The sequence below is a fragment of the Oceanimonas smirnovii ATCC BAA-899 genome (genome assembly GCF_000381965.1).
GTDB classification, from domain to species: domain Bacteria; phylum Pseudomonadota; class Gammaproteobacteria; order Enterobacterales; family Aeromonadaceae; genus Oceanimonas; species Oceanimonas smirnovii.
This window is the reverse complement of the sequence record NZ_KB908468.1, coordinates 72,574-93,107: the sequence shown is the minus strand read 5'-3', so window position 1 is coordinate 93,107 and position 20,534 is coordinate 72,574. Positions and strand designations below refer to the sequence as shown.

22 protein-coding genes are annotated in these 20,534 nt (G+C 55.1%); 6 read left to right on the top strand and 16 right to left on the bottom strand.

Annotation, left to right across the window (positions count from 1 at the left end; translation table 11 throughout):
* Positions 1-384 precede the first annotated feature (384 nt).
* The 5 genes from G364_RS0114095 to prmB all read right to left on the bottom strand — a co-directional run bounded on the left by G364_RS0114095 (position 385) and on the right by prmB (position 4,458).
* Positions 385-666, bottom strand: coding sequence for a YfcL family protein (locus G364_RS0114095; RefSeq protein WP_019935792.1), 282 nt, complete (start codon positions 664-666; stop codon positions 385-387).
* Entirely contained in the window at positions 663-1,796 is a 1,134-nt protein-coding gene (locus tag G364_RS0114090; protein WP_019935791.1) for an ATP-NAD kinase family protein, read from the bottom strand. The genes G364_RS0114095 and G364_RS0114090 overlap by 4 nt, the downstream gene beginning before the upstream one ends.
* 9 nt (positions 1,797-1,805) lie before the next feature.
* On the bottom strand, positions 1,806-2,330 hold the full coding sequence (locus tag G364_RS0114085; RefSeq protein WP_019935790.1) for an elongation factor P hydroxylase: 525 nt from the start codon (positions 2,328-2,330) through the stop codon (positions 1,806-1,808).
* 98 nt (positions 2,331-2,428) lie between these two features.
* Complete coding sequence (gene aroC / locus G364_RS0114080) at positions 2,429-3,514, bottom strand: chorismate synthase (protein ID WP_019935789.1); 1,086 nt, start codon at positions 3,512-3,514, stop codon at positions 2,429-2,431.
* A gap of 23 nt (positions 3,515-3,537) precedes the next feature.
* Complete coding sequence (prmB, locus tag G364_RS0114075) at positions 3,538-4,458, bottom strand: 50S ribosomal protein L3 N(5)-glutamine methyltransferase (RefSeq protein WP_019935788.1); 921 nt, start codon at positions 4,456-4,458, stop codon at positions 3,538-3,540.
* A gap of 50 nt (positions 4,459-4,508) precedes the next feature.
* On the opposite strand from prmB, the gene smrB reads away from it, so the two are divergent.
* Positions 4,509-5,033, top strand: coding sequence for an endonuclease SmrB (smrB, locus tag G364_RS0114070; RefSeq protein WP_019935787.1), 525 nt, complete (start codon positions 4,509-4,511; stop codon positions 5,031-5,033).
* A gap of 51 nt (positions 5,034-5,084) precedes the next feature.
* Here the strand turns inward: smrB and G364_RS0114065 are convergent, their stop codons facing one another.
* The 4 genes from G364_RS0114065 to G364_RS0114050 form a co-directional block, all read right to left on the bottom strand.
* The gene (locus G364_RS0114065) at positions 5,085-5,297 is read right to left on the bottom strand and encodes a DUF1107 domain-containing protein (protein ID WP_019935786.1); all 213 of its coding nucleotides are present in this window, start codon (positions 5,295-5,297) and stop codon (positions 5,085-5,087) included.
* Positions 5,298-5,344: 47 nt separating this feature from the next.
* Positions 5,345-5,857: a phosphohistidine phosphatase SixA gene (sixA, locus tag G364_RS16630; protein ID WP_019935785.1), complete on the bottom strand. Its 513-nt coding sequence runs from the start codon at positions 5,855-5,857 to the stop codon at positions 5,345-5,347.
* Positions 5,858-6,265: 408 nt separating this feature from the next.
* Entirely contained in the window at positions 6,266-6,400 is a 135-nt protein-coding gene (locus G364_RS17095; RefSeq protein WP_019935784.1) for a TIGR02808 family protein, read from the bottom strand.
* Between the two features lie 41 nt (positions 6,401-6,441).
* Positions 6,442-6,642 (bottom strand): hypothetical protein, encoded by a 201-nt coding sequence (locus G364_RS0114050; RefSeq protein WP_019935783.1) that lies wholly within the window; start codon positions 6,640-6,642, stop codon positions 6,442-6,444.
* Between the two features lie 110 nt (positions 6,643-6,752).
* Here G364_RS0114050 and G364_RS0114045 point away from each other — a divergent pair, with 110 nt between their 5' ends.
* Positions 6,753-7,226: a universal stress protein gene (locus G364_RS0114045; protein WP_019935782.1), complete on the top strand. Its 474-nt coding sequence runs from the start codon at positions 6,753-6,755 to the stop codon at positions 7,224-7,226.
* Here the strand turns inward: G364_RS0114045 and nfsA are convergent.
* The gene (gene nfsA / locus G364_RS0114040; RefSeq protein ID WP_019935781.1) at positions 7,183-7,908 is read right to left on the bottom strand and encodes an oxygen-insensitive NADPH nitroreductase; all 726 of its coding nucleotides are present in this window, start codon (positions 7,906-7,908) and stop codon (positions 7,183-7,185) included. The two genes, G364_RS0114045 and nfsA, sit on opposite strands and share 44 nt — an antisense overlap.
* Positions 7,909-7,973: 65 nt before the next feature.
* Here nfsA and G364_RS0114035 point away from each other — a divergent pair, with 65 nt between their 5' ends.
* Both G364_RS0114035 and G364_RS0114030 read left to right on the top strand, forming a co-directional pair.
* On the top strand, positions 7,974-8,651 hold the full coding sequence (locus G364_RS0114035; protein WP_245541432.1) for a DUF2982 domain-containing protein: 678 nt from the start codon (positions 7,974-7,976) through the stop codon (positions 8,649-8,651).
* 50 nt (positions 8,652-8,701) lie between these two features.
* Entirely contained in the window at positions 8,702-9,625 is a 924-nt protein-coding gene (locus G364_RS0114030; RefSeq protein ID WP_019935779.1) for a LysR family transcriptional regulator, read from the top strand.
* 147 nt (positions 9,626-9,772) lie between these two features.
* Here the strand turns inward: G364_RS0114030 and G364_RS0114025 are convergent, their stop codons facing one another.
* The 4 genes from G364_RS0114025 to G364_RS0114005 all read right to left on the bottom strand — a co-directional run bounded on the left by G364_RS0114025 (position 9,773) and on the right by G364_RS0114005 (position 17,634).
* Positions 9,773-11,437 carry an AMP-binding protein gene (locus G364_RS0114025; RefSeq protein WP_019935778.1) on the bottom strand — a complete coding sequence of 555 codons (1,665 nt, stop codon included), beginning with the start codon at positions 11,435-11,437 and terminating at the stop codon, positions 9,773-9,775.
* Between the two features lie 107 nt (positions 11,438-11,544).
* Entirely contained in the window at positions 11,545-14,829 is a 3,285-nt protein-coding gene (locus G364_RS0114020) for a bifunctional diguanylate cyclase/phosphodiesterase (RefSeq protein WP_019935777.1), read from the bottom strand.
* A 346-nt stretch (positions 14,830-15,175) separates the two neighbouring features.
* A complete protein-coding gene (locus G364_RS16625) occupies positions 15,176-16,522 on the bottom strand; it encodes an MATE family efflux transporter (RefSeq protein WP_019935776.1) in 1,347 nt (448 codons plus the stop codon).
* A gap of 26 nt (positions 16,523-16,548) precedes the next feature.
* Positions 16,549-17,634: an alkene reductase gene (locus tag G364_RS0114005; RefSeq protein WP_019935775.1), complete on the bottom strand. Its 1,086-nt coding sequence runs from the start codon at positions 17,632-17,634 to the stop codon at positions 16,549-16,551.
* 233 nt (positions 17,635-17,867) lie between these two features.
* On the opposite strand from G364_RS0114005, the gene G364_RS0114000 reads away from it, so the two are divergent.
* On the top strand, positions 17,868-18,794 hold the full coding sequence (locus G364_RS0114000) for a LysR family transcriptional regulator (RefSeq protein WP_019935774.1): 927 nt from the start codon (positions 17,868-17,870) through the stop codon (positions 18,792-18,794).
* A gap of 58 nt (positions 18,795-18,852) precedes the next feature.
* Here the strand turns inward: G364_RS0114000 and G364_RS0113995 are convergent, their stop codons facing one another.
* Positions 18,853-19,332, bottom strand: a complete 480-nt coding sequence (locus tag G364_RS0113995) for a hypothetical protein (protein WP_156816518.1) — start codon at positions 19,330-19,332, stop codon at positions 18,853-18,855.
* Positions 19,317-19,667: a hypothetical protein gene (locus tag G364_RS0113990; RefSeq protein ID WP_026344923.1), complete on the bottom strand. Its 351-nt coding sequence runs from the start codon at positions 19,665-19,667 to the stop codon at positions 19,317-19,319. The genes G364_RS0113995 and G364_RS0113990 overlap by 16 nt, the downstream gene beginning before the upstream one ends.
* Before the next feature lie 85 nt (positions 19,668-19,752).
* Between G364_RS0113990 and G364_RS16620 the strand changes: the two genes are divergently transcribed.
* Positions 19,753-20,502 carry a DUF4113 domain-containing protein gene (locus G364_RS16620; protein WP_051089284.1) on the top strand — a complete coding sequence of 250 codons (750 nt, stop codon included), beginning with the start codon at positions 19,753-19,755 and terminating at the stop codon, positions 20,500-20,502.
* Positions 20,503-20,534 lie beyond the last annotated feature (32 nt).

Genomic DNA, 20,534 nt, shown 5'->3' with positions numbered 1-20,534 from the left:
GTTCACAATTATCACCGGTTCCCCGACCTCGCACTTCATGCAGTCTCAACCTTGTGATGCGAAGTCCATCTTGATGGCTTCCTGATACTCTTCGAGATAGGCAATGAGGCGGGGGGCCAATCTACGCACGAGGTCAGTAAACACTGCCTCCAGGTTGGGACGGCCTCCCCGGTAACTGGTTTTAACTCTATCAATTCCTGTGCGTTCAACATACAAGGTTGGGACGAGTCCCAACATTCCAGCCACGGTTGTGATTACCAGATAAAAAAGGACTCCGGCTTTCACCGGAGTCCTTTCATTTTGAATAATAACCCACAGATACAGCACAGTACTCGCAGACAATGCCGGACTTACAGCTGATCGCTTAAAACTTAAGGCTGTGTATTAAGCCGCTTCTGTCTTGGCCAGCAGTTCGTTCCAGTAATTCAGTACCAGTTTCTGATCGTCATCATTCAGCTCACCGCTGAGAATGGCCTGATTCAGACTGGTTTTTACCCGCGCTTTTACATCGCGTATATGATTGCGACCGGCAATTTCGCTCTGGGCCACGGCCAGAGTAATATGCCCGCGCAAATAGCCGCCGGCGAACAGTTGATCTTCAGTGGCTTCGGCTACCTTGCCATCAATTTCCTGCAGCAGACGCTGTTCAAATTCAAAAATGTTCATTCATTTGCCTCGTATTCCGGGTTTGCTACCCGTACCAGCACTTCATCATGGTAGCCAGTGATCACCCGCATCAGGCCACCCAGTTCGCGGTCCAGATCGGGATCATTGGTATCGACTCGCAGCGGGCGTCCGTTCAGTGAACTGAGTTTGGACTTGGTTGCCAGCAGCCAGATATTGTCGCGCCCCACGGCTCTGATCACCGCTGGGCTAAGCTGCTGATTGCCGCGGCCAAACACATGGCCCTGGCCCCCTATCAGGGTGATCACCAGCTTGCAGTTTTTGTCCCTGATATGTTCATACAAGCCCTGGGCGTCCAGATCCGAGGCAACAAGTTGTTTTTGATAAACCAGATCCACCCCCAGCAGGGTGTTTTCAAGGCCGAGCCGCTCCATCACTGCCGCCACCGTGCTGCCCGAGCCCATAATGAAGTAGCAGTCGTCCTCTTCTTCCATGCGCTCAATCACATCGTCGGCAATGTCGGTGAGCACCAGCTCAACGGATTCTTTGCCAGCCACTTTGACCGCCTGCACATAACTGAGTTCACCGGGAATAAGCATTTCACCATAGCGGCGGGCACGTACCCTGCCCTCACGAAACGCGGCTTCGTCTATGTCCATCACATCGGCTTCCATCAGGCTCACCGGCTCACCGCGCACCAGTCTGGCCAGCAGCCGGCCGGTGCCCGCAGGCGTAACGCCATACACACCGGAATGAATTTTCACCCCGGCGGGAATGCCCAGCACACACAGGCTTTCCGGTGCCACGGCGCAGATATCCCGGGCAGTGCCATCGCCGCCGGCAAACAGCAGCAGATCGATGCCCTGCTCCACCTGGCTGGCCACCGCAGCGCGAGTGTCGTCGGCGGTGGTGGGTTCACACGGCTGATGACAAACCTCAAAGGGCAGCGCCAGGTCACGGCATACTGTCTCGCCCATGTCGCCGGCCACGGTATAAATGCAGAATCTGTCTTTCAGCTCACTCAGCTCGGCCAGCGCCAGGGCGCTGCGCTGCAGGGCTCTGGGCTCGGCTCCTCTGGCCAGTGCTTCGGCGGCCAGGCCGTCGCTGCCCTTAAGGCCCACACTGCCTCCCAGACCCGCCAGCGGATTGATGATAAGACCAATTCTGAACATGATGGCTCCTTATACAAAGTCGGCGGCAGTAAGCGGCTGACGCTGATAGTGCGTTTGCAGCACCGCCATAAACAGCTGCGCCCGGGCCGGAAAACCGGTGTCGAGATACACCAGCGCCTGCTCACGCACTTTTTCACGAAAGGCGTGCCGATCCGGCTCAACCGTGCCTTCCAGGTTGTCGCAGCTCACATTGAAAGGAAAACCGCAGCTTAACGACAGCGCCCATTCAATGGCCTGGGGTTTTACTTCCACCTGCTCAAAGGCCGCCTGGGCCTCGGCATCCCGGCCATCGGCATAATACCAGTAGCCATAATCCACTTGTTGCCGGCGGGCGTCTCCTGCCAGCAGCCAGTGCGCCACTTCGTGCAGGGCGCTGGCAAAGAAACCATGGGCAAACACAATGCGATGATGCTCACTGTGCTCATTTGCCGGCACATAGATGGGCTCGTCATCACCCCGTTCCAGACGCGTGTTATGGGAAGCGTAAAAAGTTTGATCAAACAGGGAGATCAGGTCCCGGTAACAAAACGACATAAATATATCAAAACGGCCCTTTACAGGGCCGCTATTCTACCCGCTGACTGCAGGCAAACAAGAGGGGTAGCTCACGCCTTGCCCAAAATGGGCACACATCAGCGCAGCTGAGGGGTGCCGGTATTTACACCGGCATTCTGGGCACGGTTCAGCAGCAGATGGTCCAGCAGCACCATGGCCATCATGGCCTCGGCAATGGGCACGGCACGAATACCCACACAGGGATCGTGACGGCCGCGGGTCACCATTTCAGTGGCATTGCCGTCTTTATCAATGGTCTTGCCCGGCACCATAATGCTGGAAGTGGGCTTAAGCGCTATGCTGGCCACTATGTCCTGACCGCTGGAGATGCCGCCCAGAATGCCGCCGGCGTGATTGCTGGAAAAGCCTTCCGGGGTCAGCTCGTCGCGGTGCTCTGAGCCTTTTTGCTCCACCACGTCAAAGCCGTCACCGATTTCCACGCCTTTTACCGCATTAATGCCCATCAGCGCATGAGCCAGATCGGCGTCGAGACGGTCAAATACCGGCTCGCCCAGACCCACAGGCACACCAGTGGCCACTACCTGAATCTTGGCACCGATGGAGTTGCCCTCTTTTTTCAGCTCGCGCATGTATTCATCCAGCGCGTCCAGCTTGCCGGCATCGGCAAAAAAGAAAGGGTTGGTTTCAATGATGCTCTGATCAAAGGCTTCTGCCTTAATAGGGCCAAGCTGGGTCAGATGGGCATAAATGGATACACCAAACTGCGCCAGTACTTTTTTGGCAATGGCACCGGCGGCCACCCGCATGGCAGTCTCCCGGGCGGAAGAGCGGCCACCGCCCCGGTAGTCACGAATGCCGTATTTCTGGTGATAGGTGTAATCGGCATGGCCCGGACGGAACAGATCCTTGATGGCGGAATAATCCTTGGAGCGCTGATCGGTGTTTTCAATCAGCAGGCCAATGGAGGTGCCGGTGGTCTTGCCTTCAAAGACACCGCTCAGAATCTTAACTTCGTCTGCTTCCCGGCGCTGGGTGGTAAAGCGCGAGGTGCCCGGCTTGCGCCGGTCCAGATCCTGCTGCAGATCCGCCTCGCTCAGTTCAACGCCCGGAGGCACGCCGTCTACCACGGCACCCAGTGCCAGGCCATGGCTTTCGCCGAAGGTGGAGACGCGAAAGAGGGTTCCTATACTATTCCCTGCCATGATTTTTCCTTACAACTTGATAATTAAAACTGATCCCGGTGTGCCAGCAGATCCCGCCGGCTGATCACAAATACACCATGGCCGCCATGCTCAAACTCCACCCAGGACAGGGGCAGCCCGGGAAAAGCCATGTCCATGTGCACCTGGCTGTTACCCACTTCCACCACCAGCACGCCGTCGTCGGTCAGAAAGTCACAGGCCTGGGCCAGCAGGCGGCGGGTAAAGTCGAGGCCGTCAAGGCCGGATGCCAGCGCCAGCTCAGGCTCATGCTGAAACTCGTCAGGCAAGTCGCTCATGTCTTCTTCATCCACATAGGGTGGATTGGCCACGATCAGATCGTATTTGTCACCGGCGGGCAGCGCCGAGAACAAATCCGATTCGATGGGAATCACCTGCTGCTCCAGACCGTGGTTATGAATATTGATTTCCGCCACATCCAGCGCATCCCGGCAAATATCCAGCGCATCCACTTCCGCTTCAGGAAAGGCATGAGCCAGCGCAATGGCAATGCAGCCGGAGCCGGTGCACATGTCCATAATGCGGGCAGGCTCATGGGCCAGCCAAGGCGCAAAACGGGTATCAATCAGCTCGGCAATGGGCGAACGCGGGATCAGCACACGCTCATCCACATAGAACTCATAGCCCGCAAACCAGGCGGTATTGGTAATATAAGGCGTGGGCAGGCGCTGCTCTACTCGGCGACGAATCGCCTCCAGCAAAATACGGCGCTCAGCAGGTACCAGGCGGGCATCGCGCACCTGGGGCGGACAGTCGAGAGGCAAGTGCAGCAGCGGCAACACCAGTTGCACCGCATCGTCCCAGGCGTTGTCGGTGCCGTGGCCGTAAAACAGTCCGGCCTGCTGAAAGCGGCTGGCCGCAAATCGCAGCCAGTCACCTGTGGTGTGCAGCTCGTTGAGCGCCTCGTCATTAAAAAGCGTGTCCAAAACCCCTCCGCCTCGTTAAAATGGCTGTTTTTTGAGTAACAAAAGCAAACATGACCGCCTCATCTTCTCCCCCAAACGACGATAAAACGCTGTTCATGGAAGCGGTGCGCGGTGTCCGTAAATTGAAGCAGGATACCATAAGTCCGCACCGTTCGCCGGTCAAGGTGAAAGCCATGCGCACAGCAGAGCGCAAGGACAGGGCGGAAGCCCATCCGTTTTCCGACTTGTATGAACCCTGGCTGGATCAGGACGGCCCCACCCGCTTTCGCGCCGACGATACCTCAGCCTTTGAGCTGAAGCGGCTGCGTCGTGGCGACTATGTGCCTGAGCTGTTTCTGGACTTGCATGGCCTCACCCAGGAAGAAGCCAAGCAGGAGCTCTCTGCCCTGCTGCTGGCCGCCCGCCGGCAGAACGTGAATTGTGTATCAGTGATGCACGGCCACGGCAAGCATATTCTCAAACAGCGGCTGCCCATGTGGCTGGCCCAGCATCCTCAGGTGCTTGCCTTTCATCAGGCCACCAAGGAATGGGGCGGCGATGCGGCCTTGCTGGTGTTATTGCAGACTGAACGTTAATAAATGCAAAAAGGCCGGACATGTGCCCGGCCCCTGTATCCCGTGCCTGTATCAGGCGGTGGCTTGCGATGAGTTCAGCTGATTGATCAGACGGTTGATTTCACTGACCGTTTTACGATGTTGAACGTCGGCCTGCTCGGGCATAATCAGCAGACCTTTGGCATAGTGATAGGCACCACGGCCATGTATGTAGAGCCTTCCCTTGAAAAAGGTTTTTACATGTTTGGCAATCAACAAAGGCTGATAGTTATTAAAGATTCGCATTTTCCACCTCTGCCTTACTTATATCGTGCTCATTTATTGGTTTTTAGTTAACCCATGGAACCGCAAAGCGGCCATGGCCGTGGACGATGGGGGCGAATACTGTGCGGTCCTTCAAGCCAGTTAAATAAGCCGCCATGTCCTTTTTCCAGCGTAATTTTGGCAACACCGGAAGTGACGAAAATCGGTGCCATGGTTGCCGGACACAGACTTTCGACAAGAAATCCAACCAGGGGCATGTGGCTTATGACCAGCAGATTCTGGCTTTGTTCAACATCGGCATAAGCCAGAATGAGACTGGCGGTGATGTCGGCATCAGCATTGGGTATCAGCTCGTCGCAAAAGTCTATCCGGGTTCCCGGAATAAACCGTGACACCTGCTGCCAGGTTTGCCGGCTGCGCACATAAGGGCTGACCAGCACGCGATCAAAGGATGCTACCTGCTGCGCAAGCCACTGTGCCATATGACAAACTTCTTCTTCTCCATGCTCTGTCAGCGGTCTCAGGGCATCGGTGGATGCCTGGGACACTGCCTGGCCATGACGCATGACAAAGATATTCATCTTCACCTCACCTTCAGGCGAACCCGCCTCGTGAAAAGGGCGGGCATCATACCCCTGCAAATCTGGTTGCTCAAGGATCCGGCTCACTTTTTGCGCATGCCATGTCTCGCCACCCCGATTAGCACTCTTATAACATATATAGAACAATCTGGTGACAAGATTCATTCATTTAAAGTGCTGCCTGGTTAAAAGTCAGCCGGCAAACAGATTGCAGCAGATCAATGACACTTTGATGACGCCAAAAAAAACTGGCCGGTCAGGGCCAGTTAAACGAGTTCTCATTATTACGAGTGAACAGAAACCAGAATCTGAGATCACCCCGGTGATACTCAGCGTGTTGACGTGGCGCCAACAAAGGCAAGGTTACTGCACCATCATTTGAGGATGTTGATCCTGGTCAACAAAACGTTAACCCTTACGCTTGTCTAGCCACATCAGGATCACACAGGCCACCACCGACACGGCAATAAAGCCAAACAGAAAGATAAGGGGCATGGCGGTATAGCCAAGTACGTTCCAGATGAGTTGTTCCATTGCGCTCATAGGCTTGCTCCGGATAACGAATTTGCCGACAGTGTAGCAGATCAGGCCCTGATCAGGGCATAGCGCGAGCCGCGTGCACTCACCAGAGACCAGCGCCGGCGCGCCATAAACATGGGCAGCACGGCAGGCCCGAGCAAACACCCCAGCATGGCCCAGCGGCGCGGCGGTAATGCACTCTGCAGTGCGGCAATATAAAACAGCAGCCCGCTCAGAGGGGCCAGCAAGAAAACGGCTAACATCATAAAAAAACCTCCTGACTGGCTAAAATATTACCACATGCCCTTACCTGCTGTCAGGATATGAAATATCCTCTATCTTCTATGCTTTAGCCAATCTGAACAGAGAAATCATTATGTCCTACCGCCATATTTTGGTTGCACTGGAACTGCATCCCAGAGAGACCCCCTTGCTGCAACGAGCCACGGAGCTGGCGGAATATTATGGTGCCGACCTGCACCTGGTGCACGTTCAGCCGGATTTGAGCGGAGTGTATGTGGGCGGGCTGAACATGAGCCTGCCCCAGCTTAAAATGAAGCTGAGGCTGGAAAGCGGCCATGAACTGATGCGGCTGCTGCAAGAGGCACAAAACCAGGTAACCAGCGTGTCATTGCCTACCGGCGATTTGCATCAGGCAGTGCGTATGGCAGTAAAGGAAACCAAAGCCGGCTTGCTGATTTGCGGTCATCGCCCCCACCACCGCTTTTGGGGTCATCTGTTTTCCAACAGCGTGGGCTTTATGGATATCAGCAACTGTGATCTGCTGGTGGTGAAACTGGCCGCAGCTACTTCAGACAAAACCCCTGGCGCTGAAGAAACTCGAACATAAACGGCCGTGCCTCTCTGGCCAGGGTTTCCCCAATCTGCCCGGTCCAGCTGGTGTCTTTCTTGCCACCGGTGCGGGTCTGATAATAGTGACGCACCTGTGCGTCATAATCGGCCATCACAGCATCACTGTGCTCCGGCTGATAGCCATTTTCCATAAACATCATGCTGGCCGGCAATCGCGGCTTTGGCTCAGGATCCTGATCAGGATGCCCCAGGCATAACCCGAATAATGGAATAACCCCTTTGGGCAGCCCCAAAAGCTCACTCAGTGCCACCGGCTCATTGCGCACTGCGCCAATAAAAACACCCCCCAATCCCAGCGACTCGGCCGCTGTCAGGGCATTTTGCCCCATTAACGCGGTATCAATAGCGCCAATCAGCAACTGCTCGGCAAAGCCGGTCCGGGCATTGGGCACCCAATGTAAATGCCGGTGAAAATCGGCACAAAACACCCAGAATTCAGCCGCGCTGCCCACATAGTCCTGATTGCCGCACAGTGCCATTACTTGCTGACGAAGGGCGGTGTCGGTAATGCGAATCACACTGGAGGCCTGCAAAAAGCTGGAGCTGGACGCCGACTGGGCAGCGGCCATAATGGCACTCAGTTGTTCAGGCGTAATGGCTTCCTGAGTAAATTTCCGAATGGATCTGTGTGCCCGCATCAATTCAATCGTGGTTGTCATATTCACCTTTCATTTTCGGTCTGTGTATCATCATGCTCATTGAGGCCGTCTGAATGGAAGCAACCGTGAAGCAAACCCAGCATATTGAACCCATGTCCCGCCGCCATGGTCCTGCCCTGGCTGCTGCTGGCCTTGCCGGCATCATTTTGTTACTTCCCCTGCTCTACTGGTTTAATCACAGCGCTCAGCTGGTGCTGATATTTTTAATGCTGGCTTGTCTGGTATGTCTGGTACTGGGCCTGCTGAAGCTGCGCGAGCCGGTATACAGCTTTTCCCTCAGCGAAGACAATTTACACTTTCATCATCGCATTGGCGGCTGGAGCCTGCACTGGAGCAATATTGTGCGGGTGGATCAGCCCAGAGTAAACAGCGGCCTGGATTTGGTCGCACTGCCTTATGTGGGCATTAAAATACGCGATTATGATGAGTTTTTACCACTGATGACACCAAGGCTGATTGTGCACCTGCTCACAGATCAGCGCCCTTTGCTGGCCATGGGCGTGCGCTTTGGCACCATAGACAGAGCCAAACTGCACGACTGGCTGATAGAAGATACTCACTACCGTTCGGCAGCGGGCTGTCATTATCAGGGCCTTGCTGCCATGCTGGGGCACCGTATGAGTCATTTACGTGAACTGTACGGCTACGATTTAATGGTGCATGAATCATGTCTGGACCGAGACACCGCCGATTTTGTACAGCTGCTGCGCCGTTATCATGGCACCGGGCCGGTGGCGCTTTAATCGCGGCGTGCCGGCAGGCACAATAACGCTTTTCTCCTTAAGGCGTGCCCATGAAACATCTTGATGCCCTGTATCTGTTTGTAAAGGTGGTGCAACAGGGCGGTTTTTCCCATGCTGCCGCCCAGCTGGCCATGCCGACTGCCACCCTCAGCCGGCGCATTTCCAACCTGGAGCAGGCACTGGGCTGCAAACTGCTCAGCCGCACCACGCGCAAGCTGCAGCTGACAGAAGAAGGCCGGCGCTACTATGAGCGGCTGAATCCGCTGTTAAGCGAGATGGAACAGGTCACCGGAGATATTCAGGGGCAAACCCAAACCATGAGCGGCCTGATTAAAGTGGCCGCCCCCATCGCCATTTCCAATACCTTTCTGATGGATGGCATTACCGAATTTTGCCTGCAATATCCGCAAATACGCATCGATCTGCTGCAAAGTAACGATTACACCAGCCTGCTGGATACGGATCTGGATGTGGTGTTTTTCAGCGGCGAGCTGCCCGACTCCACCCTGCGCTCACGCCAGCTGGGCGAGGTGCAATATGGCCTGTTTGCCGCCCCCCGTTATCTGGCCGAAAAGGGCGAGCTTAACCATCCGGAAGAGCTGGATCAGCATCATATTATTCAGTGCTGGCCTCATCGCAACTGGCAGCTTACCGACAGCCGGGGCCGGCGCTTTCACCTAAAACCTGTGGCCCGGCTATCGGTTAATCAGATGCAGTCAGCGGTGAAGGCTGCCATCAAGGGGCTGGGTATTGTGAATGTGCCCCGTCATTACGTGGCTCACTATACAGAAGCAGGCTTGTTACAACCGGTGTTACCGAACTGGCTGGGCGGTAAACGACCATTTCATATGGTGTATCACAACCGGGAGCTGGCACCGGTGCGGCTGAATGCGTTTATTGAGTTTATTGATCAACATATGCGATACCGGCTGGCATCAACCTGGGTAACCATGGGGGAAACAAAGCAGGAATAGCAGACAAAAAAATGGGCAGAACAATCTGCCCGACTCCACTAACAAAAGATCTCTGTAAGCTATGAACACACGGTATCACAGGCCAAGGAGGTTAATTAGCTGTTATTTTGCAAAACGAATTATGTGATTATTCCATTTTTGGAATAATCATTTTGCCAGCTCTGTTTCCCATACCACTGCCTGCCCTTTGGGCCAGCGTTCATCGAGATCAGCATAGGCTTGCTCCAGCAAATGCCGCTTAATTTTAAGGGTGGGCGTTAAGATATCGTTTTCTACGGTCCAGGGCTCATCAATCAGCAAAATGCCACCCAGCCGCTGATGGCTCTCAAGCTGGCTGTTAATGTGTCCGAGGCTCGCTGAAAGCTCACCGGCCAGCTGCTCTTTACTCTGAGTGGCCGCATGCTCCGACAACTGCACCAGCGCCATGGGCTGCGCCTGACCACTGCCCACCACACACACCTGCTCCACCAGGCTGCTTTCAATCAGCATGGCCTCTATGGGCACCGGCAGCACATATTTGCCCTTGGCGGTTTTAAAGGCATCTTTCAGCCGGCCGGTAATGCTCAGAAAGCCCTCGTCATCCAGCTTGCCCCGGTCGCCCGTGTGCAGCCAGCCATCGCGCAATGTTGCCTGAGTCGCTTCTTCATCTTTATAGTAACCGCTCATCATGCCTTCACAGCGGCACAGAATTTCTCCTTCATCGGAAATGCGGATCTCCACGCCCACGCCGGCCCTGCCGACGGTACCGACTTTGTCGGAACGAAACGGATAGTTAAGGGTGGAATAGGCCAGGTTCTCGGTCATGCCCCAGGCTTCGGTGATGGGCATGTCCAACTTTTCATACCAGCGCAGCAACCAGGGTGAAATGGGAGCCGAGCCGCAACCCAGAATACGGGCCTTGTCGAGCCCGAGGCCGGCCTGAATTTTCTTTTTCACCAGACCCGACAACAGCGGAATGCGCAGCAGCAATTTCAGTTTGGCTTCTGGCAGCTTTTCCAGAATGCCGCTGCGAAAGTTGGTCCAGAGCCGGGGCACAGAAATAAACACTGTGGGTGAAATGGTTTTTACGTTATCCACAAAAGTGGGCAGGCTGTGTGCAAAGCCTACCTGCGCACCGGCATAGAGGCTGGAGCCCAGGATATAAACCCGCTCGGTAATATGCGCCAGGGGCAGATAGGAAAAGGCCCTGTCGTCTTTGTTAAGCCCCGTGCTTTCCAGAATGCCCCGGCAGGCTGCGGCATAGGCACCATGGGTTATCATCACGCCCTTGGGCTTGCCGGTACTGCCGGAGGTGTACACCAGGCTCATGAGGGCACCGGCCTCGGGCACGGGTTTCTCTGCGATGGGATCCTGCACCAGCAGGCTGCTCCAGTGATGATGGGTCTCCATGCTGGTGTCGTAGGGCATGGCAAGGCGCATCACTCCCTCGGGAATGCCCGGCTCCTGAGTGTCGGGGTTGTCGAGCTTGCCGATAAATACCGCTTTACTTTCACTGTGCTCCAGCACATAGCGAACGGTTTCGGCACCGGCAGTAGGATAAATGGGCACACTGATGTAACCGCCCATTTGCAGGGCAAAATCACAGATAAACCATTCGGCACAGTTTTTGGAAAGCAGTGCAATTTTATCGCCCGGCTCAAAGCCCAGCTTGCTCAGGCCGGACACCAGCCGGCCAGCCATTTCCAGGACCGAACTCCAGCTGTGATCATGCCAGCCGTCAGCCCTGGGCTGACGCAGATAAATTGCCTCGGGCTGCTGCTCGGCCCAGTGGTACAACATTTGTAATGGCAATGTGCGATCGGAAGCAGTCATAAGTTTCCTTATTGCTGATGGGAGCCACTGACACAAGTATTGCAAACATTTTACAGAGCGGCAGCTTTTATGTGAGTCAGGTTACTGATTGGCTTAAGAAAAGCTGATCAATGCCGGCTTTTTATAAAGGCGTGAAAATCGGCTTCAAACAGGGGCCGGCTGAACCAGTAGCCCTGAATGGCATCACACCCTTTGTTACGCAAACGTGTCAGCTGCGCTTCGGTTTCCACGCCCTCGGCAATGGTGCTCATGCCAAGGCTCTTTGCCATTTGAATAATGGCATTCACAATGGCCTTGTCTTCATGGTTATCGGTAATATCGTCGATAAAGGACTTATCGATTTTCAGCTTATTCACCGAGAAGCGTTTTAGATAACTCATGGAAGAGTAACCGGTACCGAAATCATCAATGGAAATGCGAAAGCCGGCGGCACTCAGAGTGGCAAGCTGCTCACCGGTGTGCTCCGGATTCAGCATGGCCACGGTTTCGGTCAGCTCCAGTTCGAGCCGGCTGGCGGGCACACCGCTGGCGGCCACCCGCTGTTGCAGCCGGGCCACAAAATCGGGCTGCGCCAGCTGTACTGCAGAGACATTAATGGCAATCACGATATTCTCAAAACCTGACTGCTGCAGCCGGTTCAGTTGCTCCAGCACCCGATCCACTATCCACCAGCCAATGTTCACAATCAGGCCGTTCTGCTCGGCCAGCGGAATAAACTCACCCGGTGACACAAAGCCCCACTCAGGATGTTGCCAGCGCAGCAGCGCTTCGGCACCGGTGACACTACCCTGCTGTAAATCCAGCTGGGGCTGAAATGCCAGCGCCAGCTCGCCATTAACCATGGCATTTTTCAGGGCGGTTGCTAATGACAGCGCCCGTTCACTGTTTTTCTGCATGTCGGGCGCATAAAAGCGCAGCCCGTTGCGGCCGTCCTGCTTAACCCGATACATGGCAAGCTCAGCCGCCTGAAACAGATGCTGAGCGCTGTTACCGTCTTCCGGAAAAGTGGCAATGCCCAGAGATGCACTCAGCGACAGAGACGTGCCCGCCGTGGACACAGGCTGCTCAATGCGCGCCAGCAAGCGTTCTGCCAGCAGTGCCAATGACTTGTGTTCACTGTTTTTTACCGTGAGCACAACACTGTCTCCTTCAGGCCGGCCAACCAGGCTGCCTGGTGCCAGCTCTTCTTGCAGGCGGTTGGCCATTTCCACCAATATTTCATCACCGGTGGCATGACCCAGGGTATCGTTCACCGCCTTGAAGTTATCAATGTCCAGCCACATCAGCGCCAGCCCCTGCCCCATGGAAGCGGCCGTTTTCATTTGCAGGGCCAGTTGCTGCTCAAAGGCCTGTTTATTCAGCAGGCCGGTCAGCTGATCAAAACGAGACAGCTCACGCAACCGCTCGGCATTGTGTTTTTGCTCGGTAATGTCTTCCTTGTGAGCCACGTAATGAATAACCCGGCCCAGCTCATCGGTAACCGGATAGATGGTGGTACTTTCCGTGTATTCATCACCCTGCCTGCGCCGGTTAATCAGCTCTCCTTTCCAGGTGTGGCCACGCCCCAGCGTGCTCCACATATCCTGATAGACACTGTGAGCCGTTTTACCCGACTTGAACATTTTGGGATTTCGCCCTATCACTTCCGCCGCACTGAACCCGCTCACGGCCATAAAAGCCGGATTCACATACTGCAGCCTGACATCGGCGTCGGTAATAATAACCGGATAGGGGCTTTGCTCCAGCGCCTTGGACAACAGATGGATCACACCGTCTTGCCGGCGCTGGCGCACCCGGCTCCAGATGCTGTCTGCCAGAATCTGCAGACTGTCGGCATCTTGCCGGTGATAACGCCGTTTGCCCAGCACCGTCAGCACCAGTGGCACATGTCCTTTATCAATAACGGGCACACTCATGCCGGTGGCAGCCAGTGACGAATAGGGAGTGTCTTCTGCATCATGCCACTGCACCGTATTATGACGGGCTGCCGCGGTCTGCCAGGGCGAGCTGTCTTGTTCCAGATCTGCCGGGCTGATCCCAAAAGGCACGGCATCTACCGGCAAATATTCGGCATCGTGCTCACGGCAGACATGAATAACCGCCGCAGTGCTGACACTGAGTTCCGCTGCCTCTTTAGCACAGGTAAATAACAGCTCGGCCACGCTCGCTTTATGATCCAGATGATTCACCAGTGAAAGGGCATTATTCAGCCGGGTTTCATGCTGAATACGCTGTTCATTGGCCACCTGCCGGGTCACATTCCGCGACATCACCAGAAAGCTGCGCCGGGACTGATTGCGTTTGCGCGACACCGACAGCTCCAGATGCTCTCCCGAGCTCAGGGCCATTCTGGTGTGATGGGCAATACCGTATTTATCCGCCTCTTGCAGCGCATGAAAAAAAGCATTGCCCGCCTGTGCCGGCAACCAGTCTTGCTGCTCACTGCCGGCCGGCAGATCTCCCGCGTCTCCGGTGGCATAAACAGACAGCACCCGGCCGTTGTCGTCTACCTCCAGCAATGCATCGGGCAGCGCGTTTAAGGTTGCCTGCAGCCGGGAGCGGGCGTCACTTAACGACTGATAGGGTTCATAGACAGTTTCACGGAACAGCGCACGATAGAGAAAACCGTAGCTTATAATTTTGTAACCGTGCCCAAGAATATTAAAGGCATCAGTAAATTCGACATAACGGGTAAGAAAGTACTCCGCCATGGCCATAATAATGGCCGAGACGGTTAAATAGAGATAGCCGAGCTGGCCGCTGCGCCGGTAACCTTGCATCAACCCCAGTGCCGCCAGCAGACAGGCGGCAATCATGCCGTATTCAAACTGTATCTTGAAAGGCGTTAACCCCTCTCCCACCACAAAGGTATCGGGCACAGTGCCGGGAAAGCCAATAAACCAGACCTGACACAGCGCCACCACGCTTAACACAAACATCAGGCCACAGCGGCGCTGCCACCTTGTGGTGGTGCGACTGGAAAGGGAAGGTACAAATGCCATCAACAGCAAGGTGATGGCGGTAAGCGCGCGGGCTGCCAGCCAGAAATTAATGGCTTTTTCCGGAGTATTGTCGGTAATAAAGGCGGGCATGACCCGGTAAGACAGCAGATGGGACAAGTCGAGCAGCGCAACACCCAAAAAGCCCGCGCCAATCACCAGCGCCTGCAAGGAAGGCCGGTATCGCTGGGTTACCCATGCCATGCCAAAGATCATCATGGCAACAGCAAAGGCAAACATCTCAAAGATAATATTCAGCGGCACATAATGAATTAACGACTCAAGCTGCTGCACCACAGGCGGCACCTGAGCCACCATCATCAACAGCGCCAGCACACTCACCCAGACACAACCCTGAACCACTTCCCTGTTGTGCCACATGCCGGCTGGCATTAACCATGCCTTACTCAATATCCACCCCTGATACTTGCTGCTTATTACCGGTATGACACCGGCACATAGCGGCAAAGTCTGTATCAGTTCTGCCGGTGAATCAAGCGGTTAACATCACTCCCGCGTCGCCATTTTTTTGACACATTCGCTTACAGACTCTCTGCAAACAGGATCAGCAATACACTGACCGCCAGCAACACCCACAAACACCGCTCTATCCAGTCTGTTTCCATCGTTCTTTACTCTTGAGTTTTCGCCACTGCCATAAGCTGTGCAAAATAAGAGCCAATAATGTCGGCAACCTGAACAAAAAACCCCGCACATGACTGTGCGGGGTTGTAACAGACTAGAAACCGGCTTTTGCGGCAGCCTTGCCGGAAGCCGGCCCGGCTTTGATGCACCAGCTTCGGTACAGGTGCCAGCTCATCAGTCCGGCCAGCAGATTTCCTGCCATGGCACCCAGCAGCAGCCCGTTCAGGCCATCCAGCATGGAGCCGAGCCACAACAGAGGCAGGTAGCACACCAGCAACCGCAGTGCCGACATCACCAGGGCCAGCCGGGGCATGCCCATGGCATTGCATGCCGATACCAGGATCATGCACACCCCCATGGCACCGTAACTGAGCGGCACCCGCCACAGGTAACCGGAAAGAATGGCAGCAGTGGTGCCGTCGCTGGTAAGCACATGACTCAGAGGCACAGATACCACCACCAGCAGCAGCGCCAGCGCCAGCTGCCATAACAGCACAAAGGTCATTGCGGTACGTACCAGTTGCCGTATCTGCTCCATATCCTTGCTGCCCCTGAGCCGGCCAATCATGGGCGGCATGGCCATGGTCAGGGCCAGCACCACCACGATGGACAGCAGCTCAATACGGCTGCCCAGCCCCCAGGCAGCTACCGCATGCTCGCCATGCACAGCCACCAGCGCTGTGGCCAGCATGGCTGACAAGGGCGGCACCAGCTGGCTAAGGGTGCTGGGCAGCATAAAGGACAACAGGCGAGTCAGCCCGCTCCGGATTCGGGCGGCATGACGTGGCAAGCGGATCAGTCGCCGGCGCAACAAACCGGTAAAAATAACCACACAACCGGCCCCAAAGGCACAGACGGTGGCCCAGGCGGCCCCGGCCAGGCCCATGTCCAGGGTAAAAATGAACAGGGGATCCAGCACCATGTTGATCAGGCTGGTCAGTACCATCACCAGCCCGGGCAACAGGGTTTCGCCGTGGGCGCGGAACAAACTGTAGCCAAAATACAGCATGGCTCCCAGCCAGCAACTGAACAACCAGGGCAGCCAATATTCCCGCACCAGCGGAAGCAGCGACCCGGAGGCCCCCAGACGAAAGACAATCTCTTGCTGCCCGGCCCAGACTAGCAGGCAAAGCAGTAACACCACTCCCCCGCCGGTGGCCAGCACCAGGCTGCCCAGTTGCCTGGCTTCACCTTGTTTGCCGGCCCCGAGCGCAGTAGAAATAATGGTGGTGGTGGCAATGCCCAGACCAACCTGAATGCCGATGATCAGCTGATATACCGGAATGGTAAAGCCCACTGCCGCCAGCGGCTGGGTGCCCAGCTGGCCGATAAAGGCACTATCGACCATCTGGCTGCTCATGATGGCCAGCACACCAATCAGCATGGGCCAGGTCATGCGGTACAGCTGCCGGCCAAGGGACCCGCCGGTGGGTTTTATCATGTTAGTCATTGCCTGGCAGCAACGGCTTATGCAGTGGCATCTGCTGCAGCCAGCGTGGGATAGTCGTTATATCCCTCAGCCCCCTGGGTATAAAAAGTGGCCGGATCCGCTTCGTTCAGTTCGGCACCTGCCTGCATTCGCTCCACCAGATCCGGATTGGCAATAAAAGGCACCCCAAAAGCAATGGCCTGTGCCTGACCAGACTGCACGGCCGCATTGGCTTCCTCGCGATCGTAGCCCATATTCAGGATCAGATTGCCCCGGTAGTGCTCACGGGCAGGCGTTACTACATCCAGCTGCTGCTCACCCAGAAAATCACCGCGCATCAGGTGCAGGTAAGCCAGCTGGCAGTCGTTCAGGCGCTGTGCCAGCCAGGTGATCAAGCCAACCGGATCGCTGTCTTTCATGCTGTTAAAGCTGTTCAGCGGCGACAACCGCAGCCCCACCCGATCACTGCCCCAGACGCCGATAACGGCATCCAGCACTTCCAGCAACAAACGGGCGCGGTTTTCGATCGGTCCGCCATACGGGCCGGTGCGCAGGTTGCTGCCGTCCCGCAGAAACTGATCCAGCAGATAGCCGTTGGCACCGTGCACTTCCACACCGTCAAAACCGGCACGTTTGGCATTCTCGGCGGCGATTTTAAAGCCCTCGACAATGGCCGGGATCTCGTCATCACGCAGTTCCCGGGGTACTGTGTAGGCCTTTTTTCCTTCCGGCGTATGCGCTTCGTCATTGGTGATGGCTACTGCACTGGGTGCCACCGGCACCCGGCCGTTGTTCAGCAGCGGATGACAGGCCCGGCCCCCGTGCCAGATCTGCAGAAAAATCTTGCCGCCGCGGGCATGCACGGCGTCGGTAACCTTTTTCCAGCCGGCCACCTGGGCCTCTGAGTAGATGCCCGGCTCGCGCCAGAATGCCGAATTGCCTTCCATCGCCATGGTGGCCTCGGCAATCAGCAAGCCGGCAGAAGCGCGCTGAGCATAATGCTCAGCAATAAGATCAGTAGGCACATGATCGGCATCGGCGCGAACACGGGTCAGCGGGGCCATCAGCACCCGGTTATTCAGTTCAACGGCACCCAGCCGGACCGGCGTAAAGAGATTGGTCATAAAAATCCTCGTTATGGTGACTGGCAGGAAAGACCTGCCAAAAGCATGAGCCTATTTCGCCAGAACCGGCCATGGCTGTGTAGCTGGTCCGGCTTTGGAACGGTTGTGAATAAAAGTTGAAACCAGACTGGTACCATACCGGTCGTATAATGCACCAAATTTCTGTTGGCTTTTGACTCCCCCAGCGTATTACATCCGGTCAAAACCGTTGATCACTGAGGCCCCATAACCCGATGATTCCTAATCAGCTCAACATCTTTCTTGCCGTGATAAGGCACGGTAACTTTTCTTCTGCGGCCAGGCATCTGGGGGTAACTTCGGCGGCCGTCAGCAAGGCCGTGGCCCAGTTGGAAAAATCACTGGAATTGCGTTTGTTTCACCGTACCACGCACTCTCTTACCCTCACCGAAGACGGCCATGAACTACATAAAAGAACCGGCCCTCTGGTGGAGCAGCTGGAAGATCAGATAAGACGCAGCAAAGACAAGAAAAAGCAGCCTCACGGCCGGCTGAAAGTGAACCTGCCCGACAGCTTCGGGCGCATGGTGGTGCTGCCCCTGCTGCCCGCCTTTCTCGAAAAATATCCCGACATTGAGCTGGATCTGCAGTTTGATGACCGCATCGGCGATCTGGTGAAAGAAGGTGCTGATGTGGGCATTGGCGTTATGCTCAATCAGGACAGCCGCCTGATTGCCCGCGACTTTTATCAGCTGCAACCCGTGCTGGTGGCCAGCAGTGGCTACCTTGAAAAATTTGGCGAGCCCGCCACCCCAAATGAGCTGTTGCACCATAACTGCATTGCCTACCGCTCTTCCACTACCGGCCGCAAAAAAACCTGGGACTTTCGCGTGAAAGGCGAGCTGATCCAGCACGAGCCTCAGGGTAACCTGACCGTAAACAGCCTGTCGGCCGCCATCAAGGCAGTGGAAATGGGCGTGGGTATTGCTGCCGTGGGCATTGGCCATGCTCAGGCCTGTATTGAACAGGGTTGTTTTCGCCGCGTGCTGCGAGACTATGAGGCCGGCCCCATTCAGGTAATGATTTACTACTCGTCGCGCAACTACCTGCCGGCAAAAACCCGGGTGTTTATCGATCACCTGATGGAACATGTTCACGATGAGCGCACCACCGATCTGGACGCCATTATTCATGAGCTTTGAAGCGTTATTACTGCCGTGTTTTATTTTGCTAATGAACAGAATAAACTTAATGGCTTTGTTATGCGCTCACAGCATCTGTTCTGACTTTGGTTTTGGTGTAATTTATTGGCGGATACTCACCGTGATTTTGAAAATACCACCACAAGAATTGCCCTTCTGCACCAAACAGAGTGTCGCCAAATTTACGGTAGTCACAAAAGGCGATCTCTATTGCCCCGTAATTTCTTATTATCATATTAAATTTCAACGAGTTGGCCTTCGACGTGGCATGTAGGTTTGCGTGTCGAAAATACCTGGTTTTGAAACTGGTCTTGGTTTGGCCTATATAAAGGATGCTGCTCTCGCCATTGAGGCGAGGCACGGGTTTTGAGGACAAGAAAAAATAGATTATGTTTTTTGCCTGAGCAGCAGCCTCCGAGCCATAAACATTTTCAAAATTGAACTTTGAAAGCTCATTGATTTGGCCCGGCAGACGCTCAAAATTGCTCACCAGAGATGACAAGTCATGCTTTGTAATCAAACCTACAGCTCCGTACATGAGTGACCTGATAAATGGGTAGACCCATCAGGCAACCATTCGATACTCAAGGCTCCACCACCAAAACGAACAATCCCTTCTTTTTTCGGCAACTCATTACATTGGCCTCGATATTCAATAAAATCATCAAGAAGCTCAATCAGATGCAGTTTAAAACCAGATGCCGTAACCTGATCGAAAACATCGTCTTCAAGTGTCCAAGATGTACCGCTCAAACGGTCTTCACCATCTTCCGCACAGAAAATCATCTCGCCTTTAACTTTCACAGTCTCAGGATACTGCTTGGCAAGCATAGCAAGGCGAGTAGCTTCGAAGTCTTGATCAAAATTTGGCATATTTTTTCCTTTGGCTCGTTATTTTTCAGCTTGTACCATCTAGGCGACAAGTTACGTCGCATAGCCGCATAACGCCAGCCGGGTAATGCAAGTGCTGGAAATGCTGGCACCGGCGGTGGAGGTATACAGCATTGACGAAGCTTTTCTGGATCTGAGCGGCATCACCAATGTGGTGGCGCTGGAGCAGTTTGGCCAGCAGATAAAAGCAACAACGGCCCAGTGGGTTGGCATTACGGTTGGAGTGGGCATGGCACCCACCAAAACCCTGGCCAAGCTGGCCAACTATGCCACTAAAAAGTGGCCAGCCACCGGAGGTGTGGGGCATTGGTCGCCGGCTGGGCCGGCAACTGCAGGCAATGAATATTTGCACAGCGCTGGATCTGGCCGGTATGTCGCCCACGCCGCCGAGAAACTGCGGCAGGAGCAACAATACTGCCGGGTTGTGCTGGTATTTATGCGCACCAGCCCGTTCGCCGGCAATGAACTCAAGTACAGTCATCATGCATCCGTTACCCTGCCACTGCCCCGGGATATTGTAGCGGCGGTAATAAAAGGGCTGGACCTTATCTGGCGGCCCGGCTACCACTATCAGAAAGCTGGGGTCATGCTGCTGGACTTCTGGCCGCCCGGCACCTACCAGCCGGAGCTGTTCGATTCCATTAACGAACGCCCCAAAAGCCAGAAGCTGATGCAGGCCATGGATGCCATTAACCACAGTGGCCGCGGGCGAGTGTTTCTGGCAGCCGAAGGAATAACACAAGAATGGCAAATGAAGCGGGCGCGGCTGTCGCCCGCTTATACCACCCGGATTAAGAAATTACCGGTAGTCAGGTGATGCTTGGTTTTCAGCTTTTACGTCAAACATTC